Raw genomic sequence first — 14446 nt, forward strand, 5'->3', positions numbered from 1 at the left:
TCCGGAGGGCCGGTCCATCCAGCGCCGTATTCGGACACGATACTTGAGTTGACAGGGCTTTCGCCTAATTTCAGTAGTCATTGAGTCTGTTGCATTATTAGTCCGCCAACCCGCGGCACGGGGAAACAGTTCGGGGGAAAGGCGCATTGGTGCTGACGCGCGTCTCGCTGGCGTGGAAGGCTGCTGTCCAAACGGCCGTGTTAGCCGTGGTGGTCATGCTGGCGGCCTGTTCCAACACGCCCACTATCCCGCCACCTTCGGAAGTTCCGCTCTCGAAGGAGACCATCTCTCTCTTGGCCAAGAAGGGCATGCAGCCCGGCTCGCCGATCTTCGTGCGCATCTTCAAGGAAGAGTCCGAGCTCGAAATCTGGAAGCAGCGCGACGACGGGCGCTTCTACCATTTCAAGACGTACCCCATCTGCAATTGGTCGGGCGAGATCGGGCCGAAGCAGAATTACGGGGACCGGCAAGCTCCGGAAGGCTTTTATTCGGTCACCCCGGCGCTGATGAATCCGAATTCGAAATATTATCTGTCGTTCAATCTCGGCTATCCGAATTCCTATGACCGCGTGTGGAACCGCACGGGAGATTCGGTCATGGTGCACGGAAACTGCCGGTCTGCCGGTTGTTACGCCATGACCGACGCCCTGATGGAAGAAATCTACGGGCTTACGCGCGAGGCGCTGAAAGCCGGTCAGCCGAGCTTCCAGGTCCAGGCGCTCCCGTTCCGTATGACGGACGCACGCCTTGCGCGCGAAAAGAACAGCAAATGGTATGGCTACTGGAAAACGCTGAAACAGGGCTACGACTATTTCGAAAAGTACCGCGTTCCGCCGAACGTGGTCGTTTGCGAACGGCGGTACGTGGTTGGCGTTCTGGCGCAAAGCCGCCCCGATGCCGACGGCCCGTGCCCTGCCTTCTCGCGGCCGACCATGACGGCGTTCACGCCGCTCCCCGAGCCCGCCGAGATGGATGTCGCAAAGGGCAACAAGCTCAAGGGCATTGCCAATCCCGACCTCGAACCGACGCTCGCCGACATCAATGCCGCGAAGCAAAGGCAAAACGCGCAAGCGATCCAAAGCATTCCGAGCATGCCGGTTGCCAACGCCAACTAGGTTTCTGGCGAGGCTCCAATGCATAGCGGCACCCAGAACCAGCGAGCCCCATCACGACCCAGGAGACGGTGGCTCAGAGCCTTCTTTCTCACTCTTATTGCCGTCGGTATCGCGGGCGTGGCTGCATTCGAACTGTCCCAGGTCTGGATGCCGCGCGTCTTCGGCGACGACGGACTGATCCGCTATGAACGCATACAACGGAGATTGAGGGCGGACTTCGGACTGCCGATGCCAGGCCAACCCGATCTCGCCCACCTTTCCGAGCGTCTTGCGGACAGCGGTCTGAAGCAGGGTGCGCCCGTCCTGGTTCGCATATTCAAAAGAGACTTCGAGCTAGAGCTTTGGATGCAGCGCGACGGCAAGTTCCATCGCTTCGCAACGTATCCGATCTGCCGCTGGTCCGGCTGGCTTGGCCCGAAGCTCATCGAAGGCGACCGTCAAGCGCCCGAAGGGTTCTATACGGTCGACGCTTCGGCGCTGAACCCGAATAGCCGTTGGTTTCGTTCGTTCAACCTTGGCTATCCGAACGCGTTCGACCGCTCGCAGGGGCGCACCGGTTCACTGATCATGGTACACGGCGGCTGCGGCTCGATCGGTTGCTTCGCGATGACGAACCGGCAAATGGCGGAGATCTGGCAGCTCGTTACGGCAGCGCTCGAGAATGGGCAAAAGCGCTTCCAGGTCCAAGTTTATCCGTTCCGGATGTCGGACGCGGAGATAGCTGAGCATGCGCAAGATCCCGATGCCGCGTTCTGGCGTAAACTCAAGGCAGGCAACGATCTCTTTGAAGGCAGCTCGGTGCCGCCAAAAGTTTCAGTCTGCAACGGACGCTATCGCTTTGAAGCCGGAGCGACCGGCACCGGAGATAGCGATCCGGTCGACGTGCGTTGCAGCAATAACTGACGCATGATCACCAAGACGCAGCGCAAATCCTTTTTGAAATGACGCCTCGCCAATTCGGAATGGAATTTTATCTGTTCTTGAATCAATTCATTCCCAATCTGAATCTCGTTAATTCAGCCCAATATTTACTTTATCCAGCACGCAATTGAATCGCCTCCAATATTGAAATGCGCTACAAATGCTGTGTTGAGTGATTATGGAGGTCGGTAATGCGTAAGGCGTGGCTTGTATCGGCCGCGATGGCGGCTGGTTTGGCCGCACTGTGGGCCGGATCAACTTCGGCTTCGGCAGGCGTCGCGGGTCTCATCCCGTCGACCGCGGGTGCGGCTCATCACTCGGACGGAATTACGAAGATCAATCATTGGCGTCGCTATTATTATGCCCCCCGCTATTACTCAGGGTATTACTACGCGTCGCCCTACGACTACGATTATGCCTACTATCCGCCGCCCGTCGTCTATTACGCCGTTCCCGCACCGCGCTATGTGCCTGGCCCGGCCTATTATCCTTATGCCGGATACTATGTCCGGCCGTGGCGCAGCCGGTACTACTACGGTTGGTGACGTTGCAGTGAGCGGCGGGTGATTTGGATGGGCCGGCGCATATGAGCGGCGGCGTCCCGCGGTTCCGTGCGAGGGTGTTGGCAAAAAGACACTTCGATTTGCGAACGGTGCGCGATAATGTCGGCCTCGCGTGAGCGTGAGGGCGGGTACTCGGTCGCGAACCATCCATGTTATTGTCATTTCAAGGCTTACTTCGCGTGACGATCTTGGCGGCGCTGGCCTTTGCCTTTGCCGGGATCGAGACTGCGCGCGCGCTGACTATCGAACTCAAGGACGTTGCGGCCGACCGGGTCGAGCGCCAGCGCGCGGCGGCGGCCGGGGCGCTGCCCCTTCCAGGAACGCCGAATGTCGCCTTCTTGCAGGAACGGCTGCGGGACAAGGGCGTGACACTCGCCGATCCGATCCTCATCAGAATTTTCAAGGCCGAGTCCGAGCTCGAAATCTGGAAGCAGAAAGGCGACGCCTACGTCCTCTTTGCAACGTATCCAATCTGCCACTGGTCCGGGACACTCGGGCCGAAAATGCGCGACGGTGACCGGCAGGCTCCTGAAGGTTATTACACCCTGACCCGTTCGCAGACGCGCCATGTCGGGCGCTGGCCGAGGTCGCTCGACCTTGGTTTTCCGAACCTCCTGGATCAATCGCAGGCGCGGACGGGTTCAAGCATCCTGATTCACGGCGGCTGCTCATCCATCGGCTGCTTCGCGATGACCAATCCGGTATCGGATGAAATTCATCAATTGACGGTCGCGGCGATGGACGGCGGCGAACAGATCGTGCCGGTGCACGTATTTCCGTTTCGCATGACCGACAAAAACCTGTCGGCACAGATTTCATCTCCGTGGAAGGCGTTCTGGACCAATCTCAAGGACGGATACGATCTTTTCGACCGGACGAAGCGCCCGCCGATCATCAGCGTATGCGGCGGGCGCTATATTTTCCGGGAGGCACAGGCGAGGGAATCGTCGGGGCCGCTCGAAGCTTGCGGACCGACTCTGACCGCCATCCGCGAGCAGGATCAGTGGCTGCAGGACGTCCCATATCCGACGCCCTTGGTACCAAGGCTCGCAGCGCAATCGACGGAAACGACCCGGCCGATTCCGCAGCTTCAGTCGAGCCTCGACAGCGAGGCGCCGGCGGTGCCGACGTTTTCCTGGCCACTCATTCGCTGACGCGCCGTTTCGACTGCGCAACTTGCCTCGCGCGGTCTGACTTGCGATAGAAGCGCGAGCTCATCGCAGACAGCGAAGGATCGCGGACACATGGCAGAGAAGACCATCGCCAAGCGTGTGGAAATTTTACTCGAAAACCTGCTGTTCAGCTCACGTTGGCTGCTGGCGCCGTTTTACTTCGGGCTTGCGATCTCGCTCTTCGTGCTGCTTATCAAGTTTCTGATGGAGCTATTGCACCTCGCGCAGGGGGCATTCGTTTCCACCGAATCGGACGTGATCCTGGGTCTTCTGACGCTCGTCGACCTTACGCTGACCGGATCGCTGCTGATCATCGTCATCTTCTCGGGCTACGAGAATTTCGTTTCGCGAATGGATCATTCGACCCACGGCGACCGTCCGGAATGGATGGGCACGATTGATTTCTCAGCGCTGAAGCTCAAGATGCTATCATCGATCGTCGCGATTTCCGCCGTACAGCTCCTGCGCCAGTTCATGTCGCTCGGCACCGTTACCCCCGAGCGCGAGAAGGAGTTGATGTGGCTGGTCATCATCCATCTCGTGTTTGTCGTCTCGAGCGTGCTTCTCGCACTCTCGGATAGAATTGCGGGCGGTGGACACAGCGACGGGGGCGACGCCTCGAAGCAGGAGCCGTCAAATATTGCAAACCCCTGATCCGACGCGGATATAGACATCTCGTCGGTATCGGGAACGGATATATCTCTTCCCCATTCAGAACCGAAATCATGAATGCAATATGGCAAAATCAAAGGTTTCTCCTCTGCCGGCCGCGTGGTGGAATGAACGATACCTTGTGTCAAATATCGAAATGCTGGAAATATGCGTCGAGCTTCGAACGCATATTAATAGTCGATACTCCGGATTCCGGATTACGCGGCGATTTCTCCAAATTTTTTGAACCGAGAGAAAATATTCGAACAAAAATGCTTACCGCGAGTGATGATATTTACGAATTCCTAAATCAACTCTCTTGTTTTCCAGCCGAATTGCGCGGCAAGCTTCACCTTCCAAATATCTCTCTTTATACGCCGTCCAATTACGTTCTAAGAAGTGATCATTCCGTACGTCTATCGTTTGATTTTTCCAAAGATCACGAACAAGCTCTTCTTGTTCACGAACAATGTGGCGGAGGACACGATTCTTTCGAAATTCTGGAAAACTTATATATATCGTCCGAAATTCGTCCGCTGGTCCTCGATCGTATTCGGCATCTCAACGGCAAATACTGCGCGGTCCATGTGCGAAATACGGACCTGAAAACCGACTATAAGGCCTTATTCAGCAGGATTTTACCTGAAATACACACTCAGAAATTGCTCGTTTGCAGTGACGATGCTGCCGTTATTGCGTATGCTCGAAGCTTTTTCAGCTCACTAGAAATTCTATATTCAAGTGAAATACCGGACACGCAAGGGAAACCTCTTCATTATCTCGGTGGTCCCAAGAACCATGCCATCGACGCCATTGTGGATCTCATTGCTCTTGGAAATTCCGAGAAGCTTTTCTTCTCTTCCTCGACCAGAGGCTATCCTTCAGGATTTTCAAATTTAGCCGCGCATCTTTCGCGAAACAAACATCTAATCCAAGATTTGCTTCGGTTTCCGAGCCCCATCTCAGTCTGACGAAACGGAGACTGATACACCGCACCCAACGGTACACGAACGAATATCCGCGCCTCGCCTCATGCGAGGCGACAATCTCAAAATTACTTCGCCGTTGGCCGATTGCGCACCGTTGAAGGCCGTGACTCCGTAGCCGAATCCGGCCGGCTCCGTCATCCCGTCTTATGCGGCCAACGCGCGCAGCCACCACTAATCCATCTTGCCGTGGCAGTGCTTGTATTTTTTGCCCGAGCCGCATGGGCAAAGGGCGTTGCGGGACACGCGTCCCCACGTGGCAGGGTCGTTCGGGTCAACGGAACCTTCACTGCGGCGGCTTTGAATCGGTGCGCGCTTTTCGGGCTCAGGCGGGGCGTTGCGGCGGGCGCGGGCGCCCGCAATGGCGGCGTCCGCCATTGCCAGCTCAGGGTCTCGCTCGAACTCATCGAATCCCGTCGTCGCATCCACGTGATGCGCCATCATCGGCGGCAGATCGACGGGTTGCAAAGCAGGTTGATCCTCGGGCGGCGCAAGCTCGACATGCATCAGCTGGCCCGTCACGTTCTCGCGCAGGCGGCCGAGCATGTTCTCGAACAGGATGAATGCTTCACCTTTATATTCGATCAGCGGGTCCTTCTGGCCGTAGGCACGGAAGCCGATGACCTGACGCAAGTGCTCGAGCGTTACCAAATGCTCGCGCCACAGATGATCGAGCGTCTGCAACAGCACCATCTTCTCGATCTGGCGATAAAGCTCGGGGCCGAGCTCGTTCGTCTTTGCCTCAACCTTGGCGTCGACCGCAGCTCTAATGCGTTCCTTTATTTCTTCGTCCGCAATGCCTTCCTCGGCAGCCCAGGCCTCGATCGGCAGATCGAGGGCGAAGATCTCTTGGACCTGCTCCCTCAGCCCTGCGGTATCCCACTGCTCTGCATAAGCCGTTGGCGGAATGAACCGCGTCACGAGCTGGTCAATCAGCTCATTGCGAAGCTCTATGATGGTTTCGGAGACATCATCCTGACCCATGATCTCGAGACGCTGATCGAAAATGACCTTGCGTTGATCATTCATCACGTCGTCGTACTTCAGGATCTGCTTGCGGATGTCGAAGTTGCGCTGCTCGACCTTCTTCTGGGCGGTTTCGAGCGACTTGTTCATCCAAGGATGCGTGATCGCTTCGCCTTCCTTGAGACCGAGGGTCTGCAGCACCTTGTCCATGCGCTCCGAGCCGAAGATGCGCATGAGATCGTCGTCGAGCGCCAGATAGAATTTGGAGCGGCCGGGATCGCCCTGACGGCCGGAACGGCCGCGGAGCTGGTTGTCGATACGCCGGCTTTCATGGCGTTCCGTGGCGAGCACGTAGAGACCGCCGGCTTCGAGCGCTTTCTGCTTATTCTCGGCAACATCGGCGACGAGTTCGGTACGCTTCTTCGCGATAGCCGCTTCATCGGGGGCTGAGCCTTTCGCGGTTTCCTCTGCGATCCAGTCGCGCAGCCGAAACTCGGCGTTGCCGCCGAGCTGAATGTCGGTACCACGGCCAGCCATGTTCGTCGCAATCGTCACGGCGCCAGGAACGCCGGCCTGAGCAACGATATTCGCTTCCTGCTCGTGATAGCGCGCGTTCAGGACGTTATGTTCGATGGCTTGTTTCTTGCCCTTCGACTCCGTGGCGAATTTCGTCAACAGCGCCGCCATATCGGTGAAGTGCTTGCGCAGGTGTTCGTCCTTGCCGGGCCTCAGCTCCGCCGCCTGCTTCTCAAGCGAGCGAGCCAGATCGCGAAGATATTTGTGATCGTTCAGAAGCTCCGCGAGTTGCTCGGACTTCTCGATCGACGTGGTGCCGACGAGAATTGGCTGACCGCGATGCTTTGCTTCTGCAATTGACTGCACGATCGCCGCCAGTTTTTCCTTCTGCGTGCGATAGATTTCGTCGTCTTCGTCGATGCGCCGGACCGGAAGGTTCGTCGGAATATCAACGACCTGGAGGCCATAGATGTCCATGAACTCATCGGCTTCCGTCATCGCCGTGCCGGTCATGCCGCCAAGCTTTTTGTAAAGACGGAAGTAATTCTGGAAAGTGATCGAAGCGAGCGTCTGGTTCTCGGGCTGAATCTCGACGTGCTCTTTGGCTTCGAGAGCCTGATGCAGACCTTCCGAATAGCGGCGGCCGGGCATCATGCGGCCGGTGAACTCGTCGATGATGACGACCTCGCCGCCTTTGATGATGTAATCCTTATCGCGCTGGAACAGCTTATGCGCCTTCAGCGCCTGATTGAGATGGTGGACGATCGTGACATTATCGATGTCGTACAACGTGCCCGTCAGCATGCCGGCTTCGGCGAGGGCATTCTCCATTTTCTCGTTGCCGGCTTCGGTGAAAGATACCTGACGCTGCTTTTCGTCCAGCTCGAAATCGGCGGGCTCGACGATCTTCATCAACTCGTCGATCGTTTGATAGAGTTCGGCACGATCTTCGAGCGGGCCAGAAATGATGAGCGGTGTGCGCGCTTCGTCGATCAGGATCGAGTCGACCTCGTCCACGATCGCGTAAACGTGCGGGCGCTGCACCATCTCTTCCCGGTTCATCTTCATGTTGTCGCGAAGATAATCGAAGCCGAGCTCGTTGTTCGTGCCGTAGGTCACGTCGCAGGCGTAAGCGATCTTGCGCTGCTCATCGGTCATGTCGTGGACGATGCAGCCCACGGTCAGTCCGAGAAAACGATAGACCTGACCCATCCATTCGGCGTCGCGTTTGGCGAGATAGTCGTTAACGGTCACGACATGCACGCCTTTGCCCGCCAGGGCATTGAGATAGACCGGAAGCGTTGCGACGAGCGTCTTACCTTCGCCGGTTCGCATTTCGGCGATGTCGCCCTGATGGAGAACCATGCCGCCGATCAGCTGAACGTCGAAATGCCGCTGACCCAGCGTACGTTTGGCCGCCTCTCGGACCGTGGCGAAGGCCGGGACGAGCAAATCGTCCAGGGTCTTGCCTTCCTCAAGTTCTTTACGGAAAGCCTCGGTCCGAGCCCTCAGTTCATCATCCGTCAGAGCCTGGACTTCGTTTTCGAGTGCATTGATGGCCGCAACCCGGCCTCTGTAACTCTTGACCTTCCGCTCATTCGACGAACCGAAGATTTTCGAAGCGAAGCCACCGAACGAGAGCATCTTGAAATCCGTCCTAAACGTCAGCGTCAGCCCGGACGTTTTGAAGCGTCTGAGCGAGGGTTGCATTCAATTGAGGTTTCCGTTCAGCAAAAAATGCGCGGCAAGGGTCTCCCCGCCACGCCTGCATCACGTTCCCTCGGCACTTTCACGTGGTCCGAACGGGCCGAAACCCGCGCCGATCTGGGGCAGACATAAGAACTCGCCCCCCCGACTGTCAATGTTCAGAACCCTGTCTCCAAGCGTTCAAGTTTTACCGCGCTGTTCAAATATTAACTTGGTTTTCCCACCCCAGGCCGCTATCGAGGTCAGTCTGCTTGCAGCATGTGCGGACGGACACCGCTATGGGTCGAATTTCGGTCCAGCGGACATTCTCATCCCCAATTCGGAGCTTATACCCATGAAGCGCATCGCCCCTACCGCCTTTACGGTCGCATTTGCGATCACGCTTCTGGGCGCACCGGTCATGCAAGCCTTCGCAGAGGATAAAGTCGTCGCCACAATCGACGGCAAGCCGATTACGGACGGCGATCTTGCCGTCGCGGAGAGCGAGATCGGCAGCGATATGGGGACTATGCCAGGCCCGCAGAAGCGCGCATCTCTGCTCGAATTCCTCATCGACAATCAGCTTTTCGCAGAAGCAGCCGAAAAGCAAAAGCTCGCCGAGGGTCCCGACTTCGAAACCCGTCTCAACTATTTGAAGCGCCGGGCATTGAGAGAACTTTATTTCGAGAAGGTCATCAAGGCGTCCGTCACCGATGCAGACGCGCGCAAAATTTATGACGACCAGGTGAAGCTTTTAAAGCCTGAAGAAGAGGTTTCGGCGCGCCACATCCTAGTGGAAACCGAAGAGCAAGCCAAAGAGCTTAAGGCAAAGCTCGATAAGGGTGCTGATTTTGCCCAGCTTGCCAAAGAAAACTCGAAAGATCCGGGCTCGAAAGACGACGGCGGCAATCTTGGCTACTTCGGCCACGGACAGATGGTGCCTCAGTTCGAAGACATCGTGTTCAAGTTGAAGAAAGGCGAGGTTTCCGATCCGGTCAAAACCCAGTTTGGCTGGCACCTCGTCAAACTCGAAGATCGCCGGACGAAACAGCCACCGGCCTTTGAAATCGTGAAGGACCGGATCGTGCAGTCGTTGCTGCTGCAGAAGGCGCAGAAGACGGCAGTGGAACTCCGCGCGAAGGCGAAGATCGATGTGGTCGATCCCGACATCAAGAAGACGGTCGACGACAGGAATGCAATGATCTCCAAGCAATCGGCCCCAGGTGCGGCTCCTTCAACCGCACCGACTTCCGAAGCTCCGGCGGGCGAAGCGCCGAAGGACACACCGAAACCATAAGTCCTCTGGCGACCCCAGAACCGTTCGATTTCTGTATCGGGCCGCTTGATTATGGCGGCCCGATCTGTTTCACGGAGCCTCGCGCCAGAGCGGAGGTTCCCATGGGCAAAATCACAGGCGTTTCACCCTTTGCGCCGTCAGTTCTTGTGAAGCTCCCACCAATCGAGGGTGTAGCATTCGCAACGGCCGAGGCCGGCATTCGTTACAAGAAACGCACCGATCTTCTGCTCGCGGTGCTGGATGAAGGCACATCGGTCGCCGGGGTCTTGACCCAGTCGAAGACGGCGTCGGCACCTGTGCTTCTCTGCCGCAAGAACCTCAAGAAGGGCTCGGCTCGGGCGCTCGTCGTCAATTCCGGCAACGCCAATGCCTTTACCGGTAAAAGGGGGCGTGAGGCCGTCGATATTACAGTCGAGCACGCGGTCGAAGCCGTCGGCTGCAAGCCGCACGATGTTTTCGTTGCGTCGACCGGCGTCATCGGCGAGCCGCTCGATGCGGCGAAATTTGCGCACCTTCTCGCAGATCTCGCAGAAAGCGTGGAGGCCGATGCGTTCGAGGCGGCCGCGCGCGCAATCATGACGACCGACACGTATCCGAAGCTCGCGACGCGGAAGGCCGTGATCGGCGGCACGGAAGTTACGATCAACGGCTTCTGCAAAGGCGCCGGCATGATCGCGCCCGACATGGCGACGATGCTGTGCTTCATCTTCACCGATGCGGCGGTGCCGGCCGATGTTTTGCAGGATCTCGTCGGCGCACACGTCAAGACGACCTTCAATTGCATGACGGTCGACGGCGACACGTCGACAAGCGACACATGCCTCGTTTTCGCGACAGGAAGCGCCGCAGAGCGCGGCCAGAAACCCGTAACGAAAGCCAAGTCCAAAAAGCTTAAGCCGTTCTCGGACGCGCTTCACGATCTGATGCGTGATCTCGCCATCCAGGTGGCCAAGGACGGCGAAGGGCTTTCAAAATTCGTGACCTTCGAGGTTGAAGGGGCCAAGTCCTGGGAGGCAGCGCGGGCTATTGCACTCGCCTGCGCCAACTCGCCCATCCTCAAGACGGCCATTGCGGGAGAAGATCCCAATTGGGGCCGAGTCGTCATGGCAGTCGGAAAATCCGGGCAAGCTGCGGATCGCGACAAGCTCACCATCTGGTTCGGTCCGCACTGCGTTGCGCGCGACGGCGAGCGCGCTCCGGACTATGACGAAAGCACTGCGGCGGCCTACATGAAGAACCGCGAAATCGTGATCCGCATCGCGGTGGGCGTCGGCAAGGCTTCGGCAACGGTCTGGACTTGTGACCTGACACACGACTATGTGTCGATCAATGCGGACTATCGGAGCTGAACGTATAGACGGATGGATAAGGCTTTCTGGACGGAGCGCTGGAAACGGCGCGAGATTGGATTTCATCAGCCCCACATTCACGAGCAGCTGAAACGGTTCTGGCCAACACTCGGTCTGCCCGTCGCGAGCGCTGTTTTCGTACCGCTTTCGGGCAAGAGTTGCGACATGATCTGGCTTGCGACGCAAGGGCATCGTGTCATCGGGGTCGAGCTTTCCGAAGTTGCGGTCCAGGAATTCTTCAAGGACGGCGGACAGACACCGGAGGTCAGATCGGAAGGGCCTTTTGATGTTTTTTCGGCCGGGCCGTTCAATCTCTACCGCGGCGACTTTTTTGAAACGCCGGCCGAGATTCTGAAAGATATCGTCGCTGTTTATGACCGGGCGGCCTTGGTTGCGTTACCTCCCCAATTAAGGGCCCGCTATGCTGAAAAGCTCACGCACATAATCCCGCAGAAAGCTCTCATCTTCCTCGTCGCGCTCGACTATCCGGAAAACGAAATATCCGGTCCGCCGTTCTCGGTTACGCGCAGTGAAGTTGAGCGTCTTTACGGCGATACGTTCGACATCCAAGTGCTCGAAGCTCGCGATGGGCTTGAGGCCAGCGGCAACCTTCGACGGCGCGGTGTCACCCGGCTGCAGGAAACGGCGTACCTGCTGAGGCGGCGATGACGAAGCCGCTCGTTCTCGTTGCCGCCGTCGCATTGATCGACGATGACAAGCGCGTCCTGATCGCCCAGCGCCCGGCCGACAAACCGATGGCGGGGTTTTGGGAATTTCCGGGCGGCAAGATCGAAACCGGGGAGACACCTGAGGATGCGCTCTGCCGGGAAATCAAGGAAGAACTCGGGATCGAGCTATGCCGGACGTGTCTCGCGCCGTTCAACTTCGCAAGCCATGATTACGAGAACTTTCACTTGCTGATGCCGCTCTACGTCTGCCGGACCTGGGATGGCGAGATTACACCACGCGAAGGCCAGACCGTCGAATGGGTCCGCGCTCTGCATCTCTCACGCTACCGGATGCCGCCCGCGGATGAGCCTCTCATTCCCTGGCTCAGGGATTTTTTGGTCTAGGCTTCAGGACGTCGGACAGACGAACATGGGCCGATCCGGGCGCCAGCGGTTTCTGCTGACTTTCGTGCGGCACCCAGCCTGTCAGCGTGACGATCTCAAAGGTCGCCGGGATGCGGCCATCGGGGAGGCCAAAGCGCTCCTGGTAGACTTCGGCCGCGCGAAGCAGCAAGCGGCGCGAGACAGGCGTGCGGCGGCGCTCGATCAGCATGTTGCTTGCCGCCATGGCCTTCAGATCGCGCATCAGCGCCAGCGGCGATTCGTAGGTCACGCGAACAACGTCGCTGTCGGCAACGGGGAGCGCGAAACCGGCGCGCTGCAGCAGGCTGCCCAATTCCCGCACGTCGGCGAAGGGCGCGACGCGCGGGGAGGCTCCGCCGAACAATTCCTCTTCGGCCAGAATCCACGCTTCTCGCAATTCTTTCAGGGTTTCGCCACCGAGGAGAGCTGCGAGGAACAGCCCGTCCGGCTTCAGTGCGCGGTTGATCTGGACGAGGACGCCAGGGAGATCGTTGATAAGATGCAGCGAGAGACCGGACACCACGAGATCGAGGCTTTGCGCTGCAAATGGTAGGGCATCATCCTTCGCCGCTATCTTCCGCCCCACCGAAAGACTGAGGCAACGCTCCGATGACTCGACGTCGATGATGTCGCCGACGTTCGGCAGCTCGCGAAGGCGCTCGGCCAGAAGGCCATGATAAGCGCCGATACTGGCGGCGAGCGCGAATTCGCGGTGCACGATGCCAAGTCGCTCGACAAAGTCCTCGGCAACGCGGGAGAGAAGGAAATCGGATTCCGTGGTTCTGCCCTGCGCTGCGATGCGGTTCCGCCGCGCCCTGATCAGGCCCTGATCGAAAATCTGCGGCGCACCAGCCATCGCATTCGTGTCCAAGAAGTTCTCGCTGCCGATACGTCGTTGCGCTAGGTTTCGGCAATGGCAGCACGATCAAGGACCGAAAACCCAAATTTCGCGCGGGAAGATGGCACGGCGACCGAGACCGGCGCCGCGCGACTCTTTCGCGCCCTCAGTCATGCCGGGCGCTCGGCACTCGATATTTTGCTTCCGCCGCTGTGCCTTGGCTGCCGGACGCACATTATGGCGCATGATGCGCTTTGCCCGGCATGTTGGCGACGGATCAATTTCGTCCGGCCGCCGCTTTGCGATCGCCTGGGGCTGCCGATGCCCTACGATACCGGCGGCCTGATGGTTTCGGCCGCTGCAGTGGCTAACCCGCCGGATTTCGACCGAGCCCGCGCCGTCGCGAGCTTCGACGGCGTGATGCGCGAGCTTATTCACGCGTTCAAGTTCCACGATACGCATCACGCCCGCCATCTTTTTGGACGATGGCTGGCTGAAGCCGGCCGCGAATTGCTCGACGATGCGGACATTCTGATCCCCGTGCCGCTGGCGCGCTGGCGGCTGCTGACGCGGCGTTTTAACCAAGCTCAGATTCTTGCAGCAGAAACGGGCCGCATTGCGAAGAAGCCCGTCAGGCCGTTTGCGCTCGTCCGGCCGCGCTCGACGCCACATCAAGTTGGCCTTACGCGTGCTCAGCGCCAGCGGAATGTCGCGGGCGTCTTTCGTGTTCCGGCGAATGAAACCACGTCCGTGTCCGGAAAAGCCATAGTTCTGATCGACGATGTGATCACGACGGGGGCAACCGCCTCGGCCGCTGCTCTGGCGCTGAAGCGCGCGGGCGCGCGGCGCGTCGATGTGCTGGCGCTCGCGATCGTTGCGAACAGTTCATCTTGAGCCCCAAAAACCGTGGCAAAGGCGCGGCACAGGGGCGCAAATATAACGATCAAGGTTGCATGGCCTCGCGAACGGCGTAGGCTTGATTCGGGCGAAATTCAGGGCCGGTGGAGAGGCGCCGACGTGATGCATAAGGTGACGGTCTATACGGCTGGCAACTGCTGCTACTGCCACATGGCCAAAGACCTGCTCAGACGCAAAGGTGCGGCCTTCGAGGAAATCGATTTAACGGGCCGAAGTGATTTGCGTGCGGATTTGAGAGCGCGCGCAGGGGGCCGTCATACGGTTCCGCAAATCTGGATCGGCAGCGTCCACGTCGGCGGCTGCGACGACCTTTTCGATCTCGAACGCTCGGGTAAGCTCGACGCCCTCCTCGCACAAACCACATCGGCATCCTGACA

Annotated in this window: 14 protein-coding genes; 12 read left to right on the forward strand and 2 right to left on the reverse strand. The window is 58.4% G+C overall.

Annotation, left to right across the window (positions count from 1 at the left end; genetic code table 11):
- Positions 1-149: 149 nt before the first annotated feature.
- The 6 genes from HYPDE_RS15650 (at position 150) to HYPDE_RS19185 (ending at position 5393) form a co-directional block, all read left to right on the forward strand.
- Complete coding sequence (locus tag HYPDE_RS15650; RefSeq protein WP_015599497.1) at positions 150-1115, forward strand: L,D-transpeptidase family protein; 966 nt, start codon at positions 150-152, stop codon at positions 1113-1115.
- Positions 1116-1133: 18 nt separating this feature from the next.
- Positions 1134-2018, forward strand: coding sequence for a L,D-transpeptidase family protein (locus HYPDE_RS15655; protein ID WP_015599498.1), 885 nt, complete (start codon positions 1134-1136; stop codon positions 2016-2018).
- Between the two features lie 209 nt (positions 2019-2227).
- The gene (locus HYPDE_RS15660; RefSeq protein WP_015599499.1) at positions 2228-2581 is read left to right on the forward strand and encodes a hypothetical protein; all 354 of its coding nucleotides are present in this window, start codon (positions 2228-2230) and stop codon (positions 2579-2581) included.
- Positions 2582-2748: 167 nt separating this feature from the next.
- Positions 2749-3753, forward strand: coding sequence for a L,D-transpeptidase family protein (locus HYPDE_RS15665; protein WP_015599500.1), 1005 nt, complete (start codon positions 2749-2751; stop codon positions 3751-3753).
- Positions 3754-3843: 90 nt separating this feature from the next.
- Positions 3844-4425, forward strand: coding sequence for a TIGR00645 family protein (locus tag HYPDE_RS15670; protein WP_015599501.1), 582 nt, complete (start codon positions 3844-3846; stop codon positions 4423-4425).
- 125 nt (positions 4426-4550) lie between these two features.
- A complete protein-coding gene (locus HYPDE_RS19185; protein ID WP_015599502.1) occupies positions 4551-5393 on the forward strand; it encodes a hypothetical protein in 843 nt (280 codons plus the stop codon).
- A gap of 189 nt (positions 5394-5582) precedes the next feature.
- Here the strand turns inward: HYPDE_RS19185 and secA are convergent, their stop codons facing one another.
- On the reverse strand, positions 5583-8534 hold the full coding sequence (gene secA / locus HYPDE_RS15680; protein ID WP_015599503.1) for a preprotein translocase subunit SecA: 2952 nt from the start codon (positions 8532-8534) through the stop codon (positions 5583-5585).
- 397 nt (positions 8535-8931) lie between these two features.
- Between secA and HYPDE_RS15685 the strand changes: the two genes are divergently transcribed.
- From HYPDE_RS15685 to mutT, 4 genes are all read left to right on the forward strand, one after another.
- Positions 8932-9873: a peptidylprolyl isomerase gene (locus HYPDE_RS15685; RefSeq protein ID WP_041320565.1), complete on the forward strand. Its 942-nt coding sequence runs from the start codon at positions 8932-8934 to the stop codon at positions 9871-9873.
- 101 nt (positions 9874-9974) lie between these two features.
- On the forward strand, positions 9975-11222 hold the full coding sequence (gene argJ / locus HYPDE_RS15690; RefSeq protein ID WP_015599505.1) for a bifunctional glutamate N-acetyltransferase/amino-acid acetyltransferase ArgJ: 1248 nt from the start codon (positions 9975-9977) through the stop codon (positions 11220-11222).
- Positions 11223-11234: 12 nt separating this feature from the next.
- A complete protein-coding gene (locus HYPDE_RS15695) occupies positions 11235-11891 on the forward strand; it encodes a thiopurine S-methyltransferase (RefSeq protein WP_015599506.1) in 657 nt (218 codons plus the stop codon).
- Positions 11888-12295, forward strand: coding sequence for an 8-oxo-dGTP diphosphatase MutT (gene mutT, locus HYPDE_RS15700; RefSeq protein WP_015599507.1), 408 nt, complete (start codon positions 11888-11890; stop codon positions 12293-12295). Before HYPDE_RS15695 ends, mutT begins: the two co-directional genes overlap by 4 nt.
- Here mutT and HYPDE_RS15705 read toward each other — a convergent pair.
- On the reverse strand, positions 12276-13169 hold the full coding sequence (locus tag HYPDE_RS15705; protein ID WP_041320567.1) for a methyltransferase domain-containing protein: 894 nt from the start codon (positions 13167-13169) through the stop codon (positions 12276-12278). The two genes, mutT and HYPDE_RS15705, sit on opposite strands and share 20 nt — an antisense overlap.
- A gap of 57 nt (positions 13170-13226) precedes the next feature.
- Here HYPDE_RS15705 and HYPDE_RS15710 point away from each other — a divergent pair, with 57 nt between their 5' ends.
- Positions 13227-14045, forward strand: a complete 819-nt coding sequence (locus HYPDE_RS15710) for a ComF family protein (protein ID WP_015599509.1) — start codon at positions 13227-13229, stop codon at positions 14043-14045.
- A gap of 126 nt (positions 14046-14171) precedes the next feature.
- Positions 14172-14444, forward strand: a complete 273-nt coding sequence (grxC, locus tag HYPDE_RS15715; protein WP_013217143.1) for a glutaredoxin 3 — start codon at positions 14172-14174, stop codon at positions 14442-14444.
- The last annotated feature ends 2 nt before the right edge of the window (positions 14445-14446 follow it).

Source organism: Hyphomicrobium denitrificans 1NES1, from assembly GCF_000230975.2.
GTDB classification, from domain to species: domain Bacteria; phylum Pseudomonadota; class Alphaproteobacteria; order Rhizobiales; family Hyphomicrobiaceae; genus Hyphomicrobium_B; species Hyphomicrobium_B denitrificans_A.

Bases quoted from the DNA above. Each gene is read 5' to 3' on its own strand.
- HYPDE_RS15655 (WP_015599498.1), top strand. From the start codon at position 1,134: ATGCATAGCGGCACCCAGAACCAGCGAGCCCCATCACGACCCAGGAGA.
- HYPDE_RS15660 (WP_015599499.1), top strand. From the start codon at position 2,228: ATGCGTAAGGCGTGGCTTGTATCGGCCGCGATGGCGGCTGGTTTGGCC.
- HYPDE_RS15665 (WP_015599500.1), top strand. From the start codon at position 2,749: ATGTTATTGTCATTTCAAGGCTTACTTCGCGTGACGATCTTGGCGGCG.
- HYPDE_RS15670 (WP_015599501.1), top strand. From the start codon at position 3,844: ATGGCAGAGAAGACCATCGCCAAGCGTGTGGAAATTTTACTCGAAAAC.
- HYPDE_RS19185 (WP_015599502.1), top strand. From the start codon at position 4,551: ATGAACGATACCTTGTGTCAAATATCGAAATGCTGGAAATATGCGTCG.
- secA (WP_015599503.1), bottom strand. From the start codon at position 8,534: ATGCTCTCGTTCGGTGGCTTCGCTTCGAAAATCTTCGGTTCGTCGAAT.
- HYPDE_RS15685 (WP_041320565.1), top strand. From the start codon at position 8,932: ATGAAGCGCATCGCCCCTACCGCCTTTACGGTCGCATTTGCGATCACG.
- argJ (WP_015599505.1), top strand. From the start codon at position 9,975: ATGGGCAAAATCACAGGCGTTTCACCCTTTGCGCCGTCAGTTCTTGTG.
- HYPDE_RS15695 (WP_015599506.1), top strand. From the start codon at position 11,235: ATGGATAAGGCTTTCTGGACGGAGCGCTGGAAACGGCGCGAGATTGGA.
- mutT (WP_015599507.1), top strand. From the start codon at position 11,888: ATGACGAAGCCGCTCGTTCTCGTTGCCGCCGTCGCATTGATCGACGAT.
- HYPDE_RS15705 (WP_041320567.1), bottom strand. From the start codon at position 13,169: ATGGCTGGTGCGCCGCAGATTTTCGATCAGGGCCTGATCAGGGCGCGG.
- HYPDE_RS15710 (WP_015599509.1), top strand. From the start codon at position 13,227: ATGGCAGCACGATCAAGGACCGAAAACCCAAATTTCGCGCGGGAAGAT.
- grxC (WP_013217143.1), top strand. From the start codon at position 14,172: ATGCATAAGGTGACGGTCTATACGGCTGGCAACTGCTGCTACTGCCAC.